This window comes from Streptomyces sp. NPDC056835 (assembly GCF_042789485.1).
Classification (GTDB): domain Bacteria; phylum Actinomycetota; class Actinomycetes; order Streptomycetales; family Streptomycetaceae; genus Streptomyces.
Map to the genome: position 1 here is coordinate 1 of NZ_JBHUBB010000066.1, position 15,436 is coordinate 15,436.

Here is a 15,436-nt window from a genome sequence, read left to right on the forward strand (position 1 = left end):
GGGATAAACTATCGAAAACCCCAACGCGAGGGGAACCTGCGCCTGCGGGTACTCCTACTGATTGTCCGTGTCCCACTTAATGGCGGCGGCCCCGGAACCCCGGGGCCGCCGCCTTTCAGTCGTGTCCCGTCCCGGTCAGGACTTCAGCGGCAGTGCATCGCCCGTCGTCGCCTCGATCACGTTCCGGTCGCCCAGCGGTTTGTCCAGTGTCACCTTCGCCGTCATGAACTTGGCCATCGCCACACAGACCGTCCCCGGCTCCGTGAGCTCGGTCAGCCTCACCTTCACGGCCGTACCGCTCTCGTCCGCCGACGCCGTGTATTCACTGCACACGCCGCCCGTGAAGTGCAGCGTCAGGGTCCGCCCCTTGGTGCTGTACGAGGTGACCCGCTTGCCCCGCTCGTCCCGGCCGCCCGGTACCTCCTCGCTCGGCCGTGACCGAGGCGGCTGCGACTGAGCCGGCTTCGGCTTCGCCAGGAACTCCGGAGCGACCGCGGGCTGGGTGACCGTGTACGGCATGGCGTCCCCGCCCGGCACCACCTCGAACAGCCAGGACGGTACGAGAGCCCCGCGCCCGTCCACGGACAGCATCGCCAGCCCGAAGACCGCCTTCTCGACCACCATCGGCTCCGGTTCGGGTGCGCTCTTCGGCAGGCACGGAGCCGAGGGCTTCCCGCCCTCCGGTGAGGTCCCCTCCGCCGGCGGCCCGTCCAGCGGCGCCGGGGTCGCGCAGCCGCCGATCCGGCCGCGGCCGGTGATGTCGCCCGACGCGTTCAGCTCCTTCAGCGCCTCGTCCGCGCCGATCACCGGATACGAATCGCTCTGCTCGGGCGCCGTCAACTGGCCGGTGCCGCCCGTCACTTGCCCGTCGGCGCCCACCTGGATCCCGGTGGACCAGCCATAGGTGGGCAGCCCGCCGACCACCGGGTCCGCGTTCACGACCCGGATCGCGCCCAGCAACTGGCGGGCGTCCAGCGCGGCCTTGTCCTGGCCCAGCGCCTTCAGCACCGGAGCGGCCGCCCGCTTCGCCGCCGCCTCGCTCACGGCCTCACCCCCGGCTCCGACTCCGCCTACGGGGCCGCCGCCCGTGCTCGGACAGCTCTTCCCCTTGAGGCAGTTGTCACTGCCCGAAGGGCGGTACCGGTCGAAGGTCCAGGTGCCCGGCGCCTGCTTGGCGACACGGAGCAGCGGGCCGGAACCGTCCTTCTCCGTACCGACCTTCCAGACCGTTCCGTCCGATCGCGGAGTGCCCGGGACGCCCAGCGCCTCCGCCAGCCGGGCCACGTCGGCGGACGCGACCTCCCCGTTCGTACGGTAGACACGGGCCGTCGCGGGGCCGTCGGGCAGTGAGCCCTTGGCGCGGTAGGTGACCCCGCTCGGATCCGGCTCGCCGGGCGCGATGCCGGGCGGCTCGGAGGGGCCGGCTCCGGACCCGGTTCCGGACCCGGCTCCGGCTCCGGACCCGGTTCCGCTCGCCGTACCGTCGAGGGTGAGCAGCGGCGGCCCGCCGTTCTCCGCCGCACCGCTCCCGCCGCTCCCGCCGTCCGTACCGTCACCGAAGGCGCTTGTGGCGAAGTACGCGCCACCGCTCCCGGCGATCAGTACCGCCGCCGCCACCGTGGCGACGGCGAGTGGGGAACGCCGCCGGCGCGGGCGTTCGGCGGCGTCGGCGCCTGCTGTGCTCTCCTGAGGCCGCTCCGTGCTGGTCACCCTGCGCTCCTTCGGCTGTGGATCGTCCCGGGTCGTCCCCTGACGCCGGTGGGACGGAACGGGGAGGCGCCCGGTTCCCCGGAGTACGCCGAGCGGGTGTCCCGGGCCGGTCGCTGTCCCGTATCCGTACCGTATGACCGCCCGTTTCGCCAAGAAAGCACCACTATCAGGTAATTCATGAGCTTAGGAAGGTCGCCGCCGACCCGATAGCGTGAACTGTCAACCGTTCTCCTCATCAGGAGCGTTCACGCCGTGCGAATCGCAGTCACCGGCTCCATCGCCACCGACCATCTGATGACCTTCCCCGGCCGCTTCGCCGACCAGCTGGTCGCCGAGCAGCTCCACACGGTCTCTCTTTCCTTCCTGGTCGACAACCTCGAAGTGCGCAGGGGCGGTGTCGGAGCGAACATCTGCTTCGGCATGGGCCAGCTGGGCACCGCTCCCATCCTGGTCGGCGCGGCCGGTGCGGACTTCGACGAGTACCGCGCCTGGCTGGACCGCCACGGGGTCGACACCGCGTCGGTCCGTATCTCCGAGGTCCTGCACACGGCCCGTTTCGTCTGCACGACGGACGCCGACCACAACCAGATCGGCTCCTTCTACACGGGCGCGATGAGCGAGGCCCGGCTGATCGAGCTGAAGAAGGTCGCCGACCGCGTCGGCGGCCTGGACCTGGTGCTGATCGGCGCGGACGACCCCGAGGGCATGCTCCGCCACACCGAGGAGTGCCGTACCCGAGGGATCCCGTTCGCCGCGGACTTCTCGCAGCAGATCGCGCGCATGGGCTCGGACGAGATCCGCACCCTGCTCGACGGCGCCACCTATCTCTTCTCGAACGAGTACGAGAAGGGGCTCATCGAGTCCAAGACCGGCTGGTCCGACGCCGAGATCCTGTCCCGGGTCGGCCACCGCGTCACGACGCTGGGCAAGAACGGCGTCCGTATCGACCGCGTGGGCGAGGAGCCGATCGTCGTCGGCTGTCCCGAGGAGGAGACCAAGGCCGACCCGACGGGCGTCGGCGACGCCTTCCGCGCCGGCTTCCTCTCGGGCCTCTCCTGGGGCGTCGGCCTGGAGCGCGCGGCCCAGATCGGCTGCATGCTCGCGACCCTCGTCATCGAGACCGTCGGCACCCAGGAGTACACCCTGCGCCGGACCCACTTCATGGAGCGCTTCACCAAGGCGTACGGCCATGACGCCGCCGCCGAGGTCCAGACCCACCTGGCCTGACGTACGGCCCGCGGGCTACGACAACCGGCGGACCACATACGCGACACCGTGGTCCGCCGGCCGCTCGCCCACGTACTCCTGGCCGCGCATCTCGCACCACGCCGGAATGTCCAGCCGCGCCGCCTCGTCGTCCGAGAGCACCGTCACCGTCCCGCCCACCGGTACGTCGCCGAACACCTTCGCCAGCTCGATCACCGGGATCGGACACCGCTTGCCGAGCGCGTCCACCACGAGCGACGGCTCCGTGCCCGCGGACCCGGCGGCGCAGACCGGCGCCCCAAGCCGCTCGCGTACGCCGGACACCACCGAGGGCAGCACCTCCAGGAACCCGTCCACATCCGCCTCCGGAGTGCCGAGGGGCAGTGAGATCCGGACATTCCCCTCCGACAGCACGCCCATCGCCCGCAGCACATGGCTCGGGGTCAGCGTGCTGCTCGTACAGGACGAGCCCGAGGAGACGGAGAACCCCGCCCGGTCCAGCTCGTGCAGCAGCGCCTCTCCATCGACATAGAGACAGGAGAAGGTGACGAGATGGGGGAGCCGGCGGTCCGGATCGCCCACCACCTCCACATCGGGCACCAGCTCGGGCACCCGCGCCCTGATCCGGTCCACCAGCGCCCGCAGCCGCACCGCCTCGTCCGCCGCCTCCGCGCGTACCGCCCGCAGCGAGGCCACCGCGGCCACGATCGCCGGAATGTTCTGAAACCCGGGAGCGCGCCCCGACTCCCGCTCGTCGGCCGGACCTCGCGGGGCGAACCGGACACCCTTGCGTACGGCGAGCAGCCCGACGCCCGCCGGGCCGCCCCACTTGTGCGCGCTCCCCGTCAGCAGTGACCACGCGCCCTCCACCGGACCCCAGCCCAGCGACTGCGCCGCGTCCACCAGCAGCGGCACGCCCCGGCTGCGGCACGCCTCGGCGACGGCCGCCACCGGCTGCTCCGTACCCACCTCGTGGTTGGCCGACTGGAGACAGGCCAGCGCCGTGTCCTCGCGCAGCGCCCCGGCGTATACGTCCGGCGACACCGCGCCGAGCCGGTCCACCGGCACCTCGGTCACCGCGCCGCCGGTCGCCGCCTCATGGGCCGCCGCCGCGTGCAGCACCGAGGAGTGCTCCACCGCGGACACCACCGCGTGCCGCCCGATCCGCCGGCGCCCCGACAGTGCGCCCGACATTCCGGAATGCACCGCATACGTCCCCGAAGGAGTGAAAACCAGTTCGTCGGGGCGGCAGCCGACGGCCTCCGCGGCGGCCTCGCGCGCCGCGTCCAGCAGCAGTACGGCCCGCCGGCCCTCGCGGTAGAGCCGGGCGGGGTCGGCCCAGCCCTCGTCCAGGGAAGCCTGGAGAGCCTGACGGGCGACAGGGTGCAGCGGGGCGGAGGAAGCGACGTCGAAGTAGGCCACGCCCCACGCTAACGCGCGTACCCGGAGCTGCTGGTTCCAGGTATCCGGAGGGGGCGTCAGAAGTGCCCCTGAAGTGGCCCTTCCCAGGCCCCGGGGGAGCCCTGGGTACGGTAAGTCCATCCCTTCGTGGAGTCGGGCGGCGCGTTGGGCACCCTCCCCGCACGGCCCCAAATCGCGTCCAGTAGGGTTTGGTCCGCATAAACATCCAAACCCCTGCCTGCGTGGGCCGGCGACCGACCAGGAGACGGCCGCAGCCGGCCGCGCGGGCGAGACTCTCGGGAAGGCGCTACGTGAGTCCCAACGGCTCCGACCGCTCGTCGCGGCGCCCGATGCGGCGGAAGCTGCCGCAGGTGCTGACTGCGGGCCTGATCCTCGCGACCGCCACCGGTTGCACATACAAGGACTTCCCCCGCCTTGGAATGCCCACCCCAGTGACGGAGGAGGCTCCCCGGATCCTCTCCCTCTGGCAGGGCTCGTGGGCGGCAGCGCTCATCACGGGCATCCTGGTATGGGGTCTGATCCTGTGGAGCATCATCTTCCACCGGCGCAGCCGCACCAAGGTGGAGGTACCTCCGCAGACCCGGTACAACATGCCCATCGAGGCGCTGTACACCGTGGTCCCGCTCATCATCGTCTCGGTGCTGTTCTACTTCACCGCCCGGGACGAGTCGAAGCTCCTCTCGCTCTCCGAGAAGCCGGCCCACACCGTGAACGTGGTCGGCTACACGTGGAGCTGGGGCTTCAACTACATCGAGAACGTGGACGGCGACACCGCCACGGGCAACGAGATCCCCCCGGAGCTCGACGCCATCCCGAAGCGGTTCACCGACCAGTTCCCCAAGGGTGCCGAGGGCGTTTACGACGCCGGTGTGCCGGGCCAGCGGAACCCGCAGACCGGGAACCCGGGTCCGACGCTGTGGCTCCCCAAGGGCGAGAAGGTCCGGTTCATCCTGACGTCGCGTGATGTCATCCACTCCTTCTGGGTGGTGCCGTTCCTGATGAAGCAGGACGTCATCCCGGGGCACACCAACTCCTTCGAGGTGACTCCGAACCGGGAGGGCACCTTCATGGGTAAGTGCGCCGAGCTCTGCGGCGTCGACCACTCGCGGATGCTCTTCAACGTCAAGGTGGTCTCTCCCGAGCGCTACCAGAAGCACTTGGAGGATCTGGCCAAGAAGGGCCAGAGCGGCTACATCCCGTCGGGCATCGCGCAGACGGATCCGGCCAAGAACGCGGAGACGAACAAACTGTGAGCATCCTCAACGAACCCCAGGGTGCCGCCGCAGCAGCTGACGACTCCTACGAGAGTGAGCTGCCGGTACGGCGCAAGCAGCCGGGCAATGTCGTCGTGAAGTGGCTGACCACCACAGATCACAAGACGATCGGCACGATGTACCTGGTCACGTCGTTCGCGTTCTTCTGCATCGGTGGTCTGATGGCGCTCTTCATGCGCGCCGAACTGGCCCGTCCCGGTACGCAGATCATGTCGAACGAGCAGTTCAACCAGGCGTTCACGATGCACGGCACGATCATGCTGCTGATGTTCGCGACGCCGCTCTTCGCCGGATTCGCGAACTGGATCATGCCGCTGCAGATCGGTGCGCCCGATGTGGCGTTCCCGCGGCTGAACATGTTCGCCTACTGGCTCTACCTCTTCGGCTCGATCATCGCCGTGAGCGGTTTCATCACCCCCCAGGGTGCGGCGGACTTCGGCTGGTTCGCGTACTCGCCGCTGTCGGACGCGGTGCGTTCGCCGGGTATCGGCGCGGATCTGTGGATCATGGGTCTGGCCTTCTCGGGCTTCGGCACGATCCTCGGCTCGGTCAACTTCATCACCACGATCATCTGCATGCGCGCGCCCGGCATGACGATGTTCCGGATGCCGATCTTCACCTGGAACGTGCTGCTGACCGGTGTGCTGGTCCTGCTGGCCTTCCCGGTGCTGGCCGCCGCGCTCTTCGCGCTGGAGGCGGACCGCAAGTTCGGTGCGCAGATCTTCAACTCCGCGAATGGCGGGGCGTTGTTGTGGCAGCACCTGTTCTGGTTCTTCGGGCATCCAGAGGTGTACATCATCGCCTTGCCGTTCTTCGGCATCGTCTCCGAAGTGATTCCGGTCTTCTCGCGCAAGCCGATGTTCGGTTACATCGGTCTGGTGGCGGCGACGATCGCGATCGCGGGCCTGTCGGTGACGGTGTGGGCGCACCATATGTACGTGACCGGCGGTGTGTTGTTGCCGTTCTTCTCGTTCATGACCTTCCTGATCGCGGTGCCCACCGGCGTGAAGTTCTTCAACTGGATCGGCACGATGTGGAAGGGCTCACTGTCCTTCGAGACACCGATGCTGTGGACGATCGGATTCCTGATCACCTTCGTGTTCGGTGGTCTGACCGGTGTGATCCTGGCGTCGCCGCCGATGGACTTCCACGTGTCCGACTCCTACTTCGTGGTGGCGCACTTCCACTACGTGGTGTTCGGCACGGTGGTGTTCGCGATGTTCGCCGGATTCCACTTCTGGTGGCCGAAGTTCACCGGCAAGATGCTGGACGAGCGGCTCGGGAAGATCACGTTCTGGACGCTGTTCACCGGCTTCCACGGCACCTTCCTCGTCCAGCACTGGCTGGGCGCCGAGGGTATGCCGCGCCGTTACGCGGACTATCTCTACGCCGACGGTTTCACCGCGCTGAACACCATCTCCACGATCAGCTCGTTCGTCCTCGGTGCCTCCGTACTGCCGTTCTTCTACAACGTCTGGAAGACGGCCAAGTACGGCAAGAAGGTCGAGGTCGACGACCCGTGGGGCTACGGCCGTTCACTCGAATGGGCGACTTCCTGCCCGCCGCCGCGGCATAACTTCATCACGCTGCCGCGTATCCGTTCCGAATCGCCGGCGTTCGATCTGCACCACCCCGAGATCGCCGCGCTGGAACACCTTGAGCTCGACGGCCAGAAGGACACCGCCCTCGCGGGTGGCAAGGAGGTCGGCAAGTGAAGATCCAAGGCAGGCTGTTCATCTGGCTGAGCGTCTTCATCCTGGCCACCGCCGTTGTCTACGGCGTCTGGTCGAAGGAGCCGGTCGGTACGACGGCGCTGTTCCTGGCCTTCGGCCTGAGCATCATGATCGGCTTCTATCTGGCCTTCACGGCTCGCCGGATGGACGCGCTGGCTCAGGACAACAAGGAGGCCGATGTCGCGGACGAGGCCGGTGAGGTGGGGTTCTTCGCCCCGCACAGCTGGCAGCCGTTCTCGCTCGCGGTCGGTGGCGCGCTCGCCTTCCTGGGTATCGCTATCGGCTGGTGGCTGCTTTACTTCTCGGCACCACTGATTCTGATCGGCCTCTGGGGCTGGGTCTTCGAGTTCTACCGGGGCGAGAACCAGAACCAGTAGCACGCTGAGTGAACCCGGGGCCCGAGCATTCCAAGCGGAGTGCTCGGGTCCCCCGTTTGCTTCTCTCACCGCGCGCAAAAGCGGTGGACGTTCTTATCTTGTGCTCATGAAAAACACGCCACGCTTGCGCACCGTCCTGAGCTGCACCCTGCTGGTCGTGTCCCTCTGGGCGAGCGCGACCGCGTGCAGCGGCAACGAGAAGCACCCGCTCTCCGCGAAGCCGTCCGACGCCACCGGCAAGATCTCCTTCAGCATGTCCGCGGGCAAGACCAAGGCCGACCCGGACAAGCCCCTCGAAGTCACCTCCACGGGGACCGACGGCAAGATCACCGACGTCACCGCCGTCGACAAGACGGGCCACTACCTGGCCGGCGAACTCACCGCCGACGGCACACGCTGGCACTCCACGGCGCCCCTGGCCGCCGGCAGCCGCTACACCGTCAAGGTCTCCACGGAGAACAAGAAGGGCGCCCCCGGCCTCCGGACGCTCACCTTCGACACCCGCCCCGCCAAGAAGAAGCTCACCGTCGAATTCGGCCCGGATTCCGGCGAGTACGGGGTCGGCCAGCCCATCACCGCCACGCTCAGCGAGCCGGTCACCTCCAAGAAGGCCAGGGACGTGGTCGAGCGGTCCCTGAAGGTCCGCTCCCAGCCCGCCGCGGACGGCGGCGCCTGGCACTGGGTGGACGAAACCGAACTCCACTACCGCCCCAAGGACTACTGGCCCGCCAACGGGACCGTCACCGCGTCGAGCACCCTCGAAGGCGTGAAGATCAGCGACAAGCTGTACGGCGGCGTGGTCAAGCCGATCAAGATGAAGACCGGCGACCGGGTCGAGGCCATCGTCGACGCCAGCGCGCACTACATGACGGTCTATGTCAACGGGGAAGAGATCAACAGCATTCCGGTGACCACCGGCAAGCCGGGCTTCTCCACGCGTAACGGCATCAAGGTCGTACTGGGCCAGGAGTACTTCGTACGGATGCGCGGCACCAGCGTCGGCATCGGCGGCGGCGAGGGCTACGACCTGCCCGTCTACTGGGCCACCCGCGTCACCTGGAGCGGTGAGTACGTACACGCCGCGCCGTGGTCCGTGGGCTCCCAGGGGTCCGCGAACGTCAGCCATGGCTGCGTGGGCATGTCCACCGGCAACGCCGCCTGGTTCTTCGAGACCGTCCAGGAGGGCGACATCGTCCAGGTCATCAACAGCGCCGGGGACTACATGGAGGACTTCGGCAACGGCTACGGCGACTGGAACGTGGACTGGAAGGACTGGCGCGACGGCAGCGTCCTCCAGGCCGGGACGAGAGAGGGCAGCAGCCCCGCCGACAAGGCGAGGCTCCGCCCCGTCGTCTAGGGATTGGTCCGGGGGATCCGGACCGCACGGGCCGAGAAGGGGCCGTGGACGTCTTCACCGGCGTCCGCGGCCCCTCAGGCTTTCGTGGCCCTCAGGCGTCCACGGAGAGCCTGGTGCGCAGCAGAGAGGCCAGTGCCTCCGCGAAGCCCACCGGCTCGACCGGAAGGGTCACCGCGGTGTCCGCGCGGCTCCAGGTGGCCAGCCAGGCGTCCTGCGGGCGGCCGATCAGCAGCAGCACGGGCGGGCAGTCGAAGATCTCGTCCTTGATCTGCCGGCAGACGCCCATGCCGCCCGCGGGGACCGTCTCGCCGTCCAGCACACAGACGTCGATGCCGCCCTTGTCCAGCTGCTTGAGCACCGCGGGCAGGGTGGCGCACTCCAGGAACTCGACCGGCGGCACGTCGGCGGCCGGCCGGCGTCCCGCTGCCAGCCGGACCTGCTCGCGGGTGTTCGCGTCGTCGCTGTAGACCAGCACCGTGGCGGTCGGCTGCATTGTTCCTCCGTGACATCAGTGTCTGCGAGGGCTTCAGGGCGTCGTTGCCATGAACCGATGCCGCGGATGCTACTCCGTCGGACAGCATGTCAGCACGGTTAATGACGCCCCTTCGCCGGGCCGTTCGAGCTGGGCACATCCCATGGACACACCGAACGGCACCCCCCGGGGTCAGCGCGGGATAAGCGACCGACATAATGTCGGTCGTGGCGACAGCAACGACAGTAGAAACCGGGCACGCGCACCCGTCGGTCAATCGGCCGAACCTCACCAGCGTCGGAACGATCATTTGGCTGAGTTCCGAGCTGATGTTCTTCGCGGCCCTCTTCGCGATGTACTTCACCCTGCGATCGGTGATGGGAGCCGACTACTGGAAGGAAATGGCTCATGCCCTGAACGTCCCGTTCTCGGCTACGAACACCACGATCCTGGTGCTCTCCTCCCTCACCTGCCAGCTCGGCGTCTTCGCCGCTGAGCGCGGTGACGTGAAGAAGCTCCGCGCCTGGTTCGTGGTCACGTTCGTGATGGGTGCGATCTTCATCGGAGGCCAGGTCTTCGAGTACACCGAGCTGGTCAAGAAGGACGGCATCTCGCTCTCCTCCGACCCGTACGGCTCGGTGTTCTATCTGACCACCGGCTTCCACGGTCTGCACGTGACGGGGGGTCTGATCGCGTTCCTGTTCGTCCTGGGCAGGACGTACGCGGCCAAGAGATTCACTCACGAGCAGGCGACCGCCGCCATCGTCGTGTCCTACTACTGGCACTTCGTCGATGTCGTCTGGATCGGCCTTTTCGCCACGATCTACTTGATCAAGTAGCCGGGCACCGCGCCCGAGCGCACACAGTCCAGAAGCACCGACGCAGAAGATCCTGACACCGGGGTAATCCGTGAAAAAGCTCTCCGCACGACGACGCCATCCGCTGGCGGCGGTCGTCGTCCTACTCCTCGCGCTGGCGGCCACCGGGGGGCTGTACACCGCGTTCGCCCCCGCGGGCAAGGCGCAGGCTGACGAAACCGCCCAGTCCCTCGCCATCGAGGAGGGCAAGAAGCTCTACTCCGTCGGCTGCGCGAGCTGCCACGGAACCGGCGGTCAGGGAACCTCTGACGGCCCGAGCCTGGTCGGCGTCGGCTCCGCCGCCGTGGACTTCCAGGTCGGCACCGGCCGCATGCCGGCCATGGCGCCCGGCGCCCAGGTGCCGAAGAAGAAGGTCATCTACTCGCAGAAGGAGATCGACCAGCTCGCCGCGTATGTCGCGTCCCTCGGCGCCGGTCCGATCACGCCGACCGCGAAGCAGTACAGCCCCGCCGATGCGGACATCGCCAACGGTGGCGAGCTGTTCCGTACCAACTGCACCCAGTGCCACAACTTCACCGGTGAGGGTGGGGCGCTGACACACGGCAAGACCGCGCCGTCGCTTGAGGGCGTGGACCCGAAGCACATCTACGAGGCCATGCAGACCGGCCCGGCAAACATGCCGTCCTTCCCCGACTCCACGATGCCGGAGCAGCAGAAGAGGGACATCATCGCCTACGTCAAGGCGGTGAACGGCGAGGAGTCCGCGAGCCCCGGCGGTCTCAATCTGGGCGGCCTCGGCCCCGTCAGCGAAGGGCTTTTCGCCTGGATCTTCGGTCTGGGTGCTTTGATCGCAGTTGCCGTCTGGGTCGCGGCCCACACCGCTAAGGCCAAGAAGTCATGAGTAGCCAAGAAGAGATTCCAGAGAAGAACCTGCCGAGCGAGCAGGGGGCCGCGGGCGCCGCGGTGGAGCGTACGGACGACCCGTTCGCCGACCCGGGACTGCCGGCCCACCGGCCGCGTGTGCAGGACATCGACGAGCGGGCGGCCAAGCGGTCCGAGCGCTCGATCGCCTTCCTGTTCCTGCTGTCGATGATCGCGACGGTGGCGTTCATCGCCTCGTACGTGGCGTTCCCGGTCGGCAAGATCGTCTATATCTTCCCGTTCGGCCACATCAGCATCCTGAACTTCTCGCTGGGCCTGACCCTGGGCATCGCGCTCTTCTGTATCGGCGCCGGCGCGGTCCACTGGGCCCGCACGCTGATGTCGGACGTGGAGATGGCCGACGAGCGCCATCCGATCGAGGCGACGCCCGAGGTGAAGGCGAAGGTCCTGGAGGACTTCGCGGTGGGCGCGGCGGAGTCCGGCTTCGGCCGGCGCAAGCTGATCCGCAACACCATGTTCGGCGCACTGGCGCTGGTGCCGCTCTCCGGCGTGGTGCTCCTGCGCGACCTGGGCCCGCTGCCCGAGAAGAAGCTCCGCTCCACGCTGTGGCGCAAGGGCAAAGAGCTCATCAACATGAACACCAATGAGCCGCTGCGTCCCGAGGACATCGTGATGGGTTCGCTGACCTTCGCCATGCCCGAGGGTCTCGACACGCACAGCGAGGACTTCCAGAAGCAGATCGCCAAGGCGGCTCTGATGATCGTCCGGATCCAGCCGGACGAGATCAAGGACAAGCGCGAGCTCGAATGGTCCCACCAGGGGATCGTGGCGTACTCGAAGATCTGTACCCATGTCGGCTGCCCGATCAGCCTGTACGAGCAGCAGACGCACCACGTGCTCTGCCCGTGCCACCAGTCCACCTTCGACCTCTCCGACGGCGCCCGCGTCATCTTCGGCCCGGCCGGTCACGCCCTTCCGCAGCTGCGTATCGGTGTGAACGCTGAGGGCAACCTCGAAGCGCTCGGCGACTTCGACGAGCCCGTCGGCCCTGCCTTCTGGGAGCGCGGATGAGTACCGCTGACGACAAGAACCGCAAGGCGCCCGCCGGTGAGCGCGTCGCCGACTGGGCGGACGGCAGGCTGGGCATCTACGGCCTGGCCAAGGCCAACATGCGGAAGATCTTCCCGGACCACTGGTCCTTCATGCTCGGTGAGATCTGCCTCTACAGCTTCATCATCATCATCCTCACGGGTGTGTATCTGACGCTGTTCTTCCACCCGTCGATGAACGAGGTGGAGTACCACGGCACCTACGTCCCGCTCCAGGGCGTGATGATGTCGGAGGCGTTCGCCTCCACGATGGACATCAGCTTCGACGTCCGCGGCGGTCTGCTGATCCGGCAGATCCACCACTGGGCCGCGCTGATCTTCCTCGCGGCCATGCTGGTCCACATGATGCGCGTCTTCTTCACGGGCGCGTTCCGCAAGCCGCGCGAGGTCAACTGGCTGTTCGGCTTCCTGCTGTTCGTCCTGGGCATGTTCACCGGGTTCACCGGTTACTCGCTCCCGGACGACCTGCTGTCCGGCACCGGTGTCCGGTTCATGCAGGGCGCGGTCCTGTCCGTGCCGGTCGTCGGAACGTATCTGTCGATGTTCCTGTTCGGCGGGGAGTTCCCCGGCGGCGACTTCGTGGCCCGGTTCTACTCGGTCCACATCCTGTTGCTGCCCGGCATCATGCTCGGCCTGGTGGTGGCCCACCTGATCCTGGTCTTCTACCACAAGCACACGCAGTTCGCGGGCCCCGGCCGTACGAACAGGAACGTCGTGGGCATGCCGCTGCTGCCGGTCTACATGGCGAAGGCCGGAGGCTTCTTCTTCCTGGTCTTCGGTGTGATCGCGATCGTCTCCGCGATCGCCACGATCAACCCGATCTGGGCCCTCGGCCCGTACCGTCCCGACCAGGTGTCCACCGGCGCCCAGCCCGACTGGTACATGGGCTTCTCCGAGGGACTTATCCGTGTGATGCCCGGCTGGGAGATCAACTTCGCCGGCCACACCCTGGTCCTGGGTGTCTTCATCCCGCTGGTCGTCTTCCCGTTGGTGCTGGTCGCGATCGCGGTCTACCCGTTCATCGAGTCCTGGGTCACCGGCGACAAGCGCGAGCACCACATCCTGGACCGCCCGCGCAACGCACCGACCCGTACCGCCTTCGGTGTGGCCTGGCTGACCTGGTACTTCGTACTGCTGGTCGGCGGCGGTAACGACCTGTGGGCGACGCACTTCCATCTGTCGATCAACGCGATCACCTGGTTCGTCCGGATCGCCTTCTTCGCCGGACCGGTCGTCGCCTTCATCGTCACCAAGCGGATCTGCCTGGGTCTCCAGCGGCGCGACGCCGAGAAGGTGCTGCACGGACGCGAGTCCGGTCTCATCAAGCGGCTGCCGCACGGTGAGTTCGTCGAGGTCCACACCCCGCTGGAGCAGGGAGACCTGCACACGCTCACCGCGCACGAGCAGTACGAGCCGGCCGAGATCGGCCCCACGGTCGACGAGAACGGCGTGGAGCGCAAGGTCAGCCCCGGCGAGAAGCTTCGCTCGAAGCTGAGCCAGGGCTACTACGGCGAGGGCAACCAGATTCCCAAGCCCACCGCCGAGGAGTACAAGGAGATCACCAGCGGCCACGGCCACCACTGATCCCGCGCGGCCTCACCAGGTCGCCACCACCGAGGGCCCCGGCCCGGTCTCCCGCGAGGGGAACCGGCCGGGGCCCTCGGCGTAGGTCCTGTCCCGGAGTACGGGCATCCGCCCTGCGGCACCTGTACGCGCCGATAGGCTGGCCACAGGCCGCACACAAGGCCCACGCGTTGGAACCCGGACACCCAGGAGCGAGCATGAGCGCTGTGACCCCCGTCGGAGGCGACACCGCGGCGGCCCGCACCTGGCCGGTCGTACTGAACGCGCTGCTGAGCGGCGCGGACCAGAGCTCGGACGCCACCGCCTGGGCGATGGACCGGATCATGAGCGGCGAGGCCACCAACGCCCAGATCGCCGGTTTCGCCGTCGCGCTGCGGGCCAAGGGCGAGACGGTCGCGGAGATCAGCGGCCTCGTACGCGCGATGTACGCGCACGCCAACCTGATCGAGGTGCCCGGCCGCACCGTCGACATCGTCGGCACCGGCGGCGACGGCGCCAAGACCGTCAACATCTCGACCATGTCGTCGATCGTGGTCGCCGGCACCGGCGCGAAGGTCGTCAAGCACGGCAACCGCGCCGCGTCCTCGGCGAGCGGAGCCTCCGACGTACTGGAGAAGCTCGGCGTCAACCTGGAACTGACCCCCCAGCGGGTCGCCGAGGTCGCCGAGGAAGCCGGCATCACCTTCTGCTTCGCGGTGAAGTTCCACCCCGCCCTGCGTCATGTGGCCGCCGCACGAGGCGAGTTGGGCATCCGCACCACCTTCAACTTCCTGGGTCCCCTCACCAACCCCGCGAAGGTCCGCGCACAGGCGACAGGCGTCGCGGACGCCCGCATGGCGCCGATCGTGGCCGGCGTGCTGGCCGAGCGCGGCTCCTCCGCGCTGGTCTTCCGCGGCGACGACGGCCTCGACGAGCTGACCACCACCGCGACGTCGCGGGTGTGGGTCGTACGGGACGGCAAGGTGACGGAGGAGGCGTTCGACCCGCGGGACGTGGGTCTGGAGCTGGTGCCCGTGGAGGCGCTGCGGGGCGCGGACGCCTCGTACAACGCGGATGTCGCGCGGCGGCTGCTGGCGGGGGAGACGGGGCCGGTGCGGGACGCGGTGCTGCTGAACTCGGCGGCGGCGCTGGTGGCGCTGGATCCGACGGGGGAGTCGCTGGAGGCGCAGCTGTCGGCGGGGATGGCGAGGGCGGCGGAGTCGATCGACTCGGGCGAGGCGGGGCGGGCTCTCGCCCGCTGGATCGCGTCCTCGCAGTCGTAGCGTCTGGCCTCCTGGCCCGGGGTCGCTTCGGCTGGAGCCGGTTTCCGGGTGCGGGTCCGGTTTTCTGTGGCCGGGGCCGGGGCCGGGGCCGGTTTTCGGGTGCGGGTCCATGTGGGTGCCGGGGGCCGGGGCCTCCGGAGGTGCGTGTCCGGACTGCGCTGCGATCGATTTGCGACTCCGTCGCGTGGTCACCGCGCTTCGCGCGTGCTGCGACGCTTTACGTCCGGACA

At 68.2% G+C, this 15,436-nt stretch carries 13 protein-coding genes; 10 read left to right on the plus strand and 3 right to left on the minus strand.

Annotated features, from left to right (window positions below; genetic code table 11):
• Positions 1-135 precede the first annotated feature (135 nt).
• Positions 136-1,710, minus strand: a complete 1,575-nt coding sequence (locus ACFRMN_RS38130; protein ID WP_383029016.1) for a hypothetical protein — start codon at positions 1,708-1,710, stop codon at positions 136-138.
• 252 nt (positions 1,711-1,962) lie between these two features.
• Here ACFRMN_RS38130 and ACFRMN_RS38135 point away from each other — a divergent pair, with 252 nt between their 5' ends.
• Positions 1,963-2,937 (plus strand): carbohydrate kinase family protein, encoded by a 975-nt coding sequence (locus tag ACFRMN_RS38135; protein ID WP_383029019.1) that lies wholly within the window; start codon positions 1,963-1,965, stop codon positions 2,935-2,937.
• Between the two features lie 15 nt (positions 2,938-2,952).
• Here the strand turns inward: ACFRMN_RS38135 and ACFRMN_RS38140 are convergent, their stop codons facing one another.
• Positions 2,953-4,338, minus strand: coding sequence for a cysteine desulfurase/sulfurtransferase TusA family protein (locus ACFRMN_RS38140; RefSeq protein ID WP_383029021.1), 1,386 nt, complete (start codon positions 4,336-4,338; stop codon positions 2,953-2,955).
• Between the two features lie 290 nt (positions 4,339-4,628).
• On the opposite strand from ACFRMN_RS38140, the gene coxB reads away from it, so the two are divergent.
• From coxB to ACFRMN_RS38160, 4 genes are all read left to right on the plus strand, one after another.
• Positions 4,629-5,591, plus strand: a complete 963-nt coding sequence (coxB, locus tag ACFRMN_RS38145) for a cytochrome c oxidase subunit II (RefSeq protein WP_383029024.1) — start codon at positions 4,629-4,631, stop codon at positions 5,589-5,591.
• The gene (gene ctaD, locus ACFRMN_RS38150; protein WP_383029027.1) at positions 5,588-7,327 is read left to right on the plus strand and encodes a cytochrome c oxidase subunit I; all 1,740 of its coding nucleotides are present in this window, start codon (positions 5,588-5,590) and stop codon (positions 7,325-7,327) included. The genes coxB and ctaD overlap by 4 nt, the downstream gene beginning before the upstream one ends.
• Complete coding sequence (locus tag ACFRMN_RS38155; protein WP_249950853.1) at positions 7,324-7,722, plus strand: cytochrome c oxidase subunit 4; 399 nt, start codon at positions 7,324-7,326, stop codon at positions 7,720-7,722. Before ctaD ends, ACFRMN_RS38155 begins: the two co-directional genes overlap by 4 nt.
• A gap of 106 nt (positions 7,723-7,828) precedes the next feature.
• Positions 7,829-9,079, plus strand: a complete 1,251-nt coding sequence (locus tag ACFRMN_RS38160; protein WP_383029030.1) for an Ig-like domain-containing protein — start codon at positions 7,829-7,831, stop codon at positions 9,077-9,079.
• Between the two features lie 91 nt (positions 9,080-9,170).
• On the opposite strand, the gene ACFRMN_RS38165 is transcribed toward ACFRMN_RS38160, so the two are convergent.
• Entirely contained in the window at positions 9,171-9,572 is a 402-nt protein-coding gene (locus ACFRMN_RS38165; protein ID WP_383029033.1) for a hypothetical protein, read from the minus strand.
• A gap of 197 nt (positions 9,573-9,769) precedes the next feature.
• Between ACFRMN_RS38165 and ACFRMN_RS38170 the strand changes: the two genes are divergently transcribed.
• The 5 genes from ACFRMN_RS38170 to trpD all read left to right on the plus strand — a co-directional run bounded on the left by ACFRMN_RS38170 (position 9,770) and on the right by trpD (position 15,206).
• Entirely contained in the window at positions 9,770-10,390 is a 621-nt protein-coding gene (locus ACFRMN_RS38170; RefSeq protein ID WP_383029035.1) for a heme-copper oxidase subunit III, read from the plus strand.
• 70 nt (positions 10,391-10,460) lie between these two features.
• The gene (locus ACFRMN_RS38175) at positions 10,461-11,270 is read left to right on the plus strand and encodes a c-type cytochrome (protein ID WP_383029037.1); all 810 of its coding nucleotides are present in this window, start codon (positions 10,461-10,463) and stop codon (positions 11,268-11,270) included.
• Positions 11,267-12,322 carry a Rieske 2Fe-2S domain-containing protein gene (locus ACFRMN_RS38180; RefSeq protein WP_383029039.1) on the plus strand — a complete coding sequence of 352 codons (1,056 nt, stop codon included), beginning with the start codon at positions 11,267-11,269 and terminating at the stop codon, positions 12,320-12,322. Before ACFRMN_RS38175 ends, ACFRMN_RS38180 begins: the two co-directional genes overlap by 4 nt.
• Entirely contained in the window at positions 12,319-13,944 is a 1,626-nt protein-coding gene (locus ACFRMN_RS38185) for a cytochrome bc complex cytochrome b subunit (protein ID WP_383029041.1), read from the plus strand. The genes ACFRMN_RS38180 and ACFRMN_RS38185 overlap by 4 nt, the downstream gene beginning before the upstream one ends.
• Positions 13,945-14,141: 197 nt before the next feature.
• On the plus strand, positions 14,142-15,206 hold the full coding sequence (gene trpD / locus ACFRMN_RS38190) for an anthranilate phosphoribosyltransferase (protein ID WP_383029043.1): 1,065 nt from the start codon (positions 14,142-14,144) through the stop codon (positions 15,204-15,206).
• Positions 15,207-15,436 lie beyond the last annotated feature (230 nt).

Excerpts from the sequence above, each read along its gene's own strand:
- ACFRMN_RS38160 (WP_383029030.1), top strand. The coding sequence starts at position 7,829 with ATGAAAAACACGCCACGCTTGCGCACCGTCCTGAGCTGCACCCTGCTG.
- ACFRMN_RS38165 (WP_383029033.1), bottom strand. The coding sequence starts at position 9,572 with ATGCAGCCGACCGCCACGGTGCTGGTCTACAGCGACGACGCGAACACC.
- ACFRMN_RS38170 (WP_383029035.1), top strand. The coding sequence starts at position 9,770 with ATGTCGGTCGTGGCGACAGCAACGACAGTAGAAACCGGGCACGCGCAC.
- ACFRMN_RS38180 (WP_383029039.1), top strand. The coding sequence starts at position 11,267 with ATGAGTAGCCAAGAAGAGATTCCAGAGAAGAACCTGCCGAGCGAGCAG.
- ACFRMN_RS38185 (WP_383029041.1), top strand. The coding sequence starts at position 12,319 with ATGAGTACCGCTGACGACAAGAACCGCAAGGCGCCCGCCGGTGAGCGC.
- trpD (WP_383029043.1), top strand. The coding sequence starts at position 14,142 with ATGAGCGCTGTGACCCCCGTCGGAGGCGACACCGCGGCGGCCCGCACC.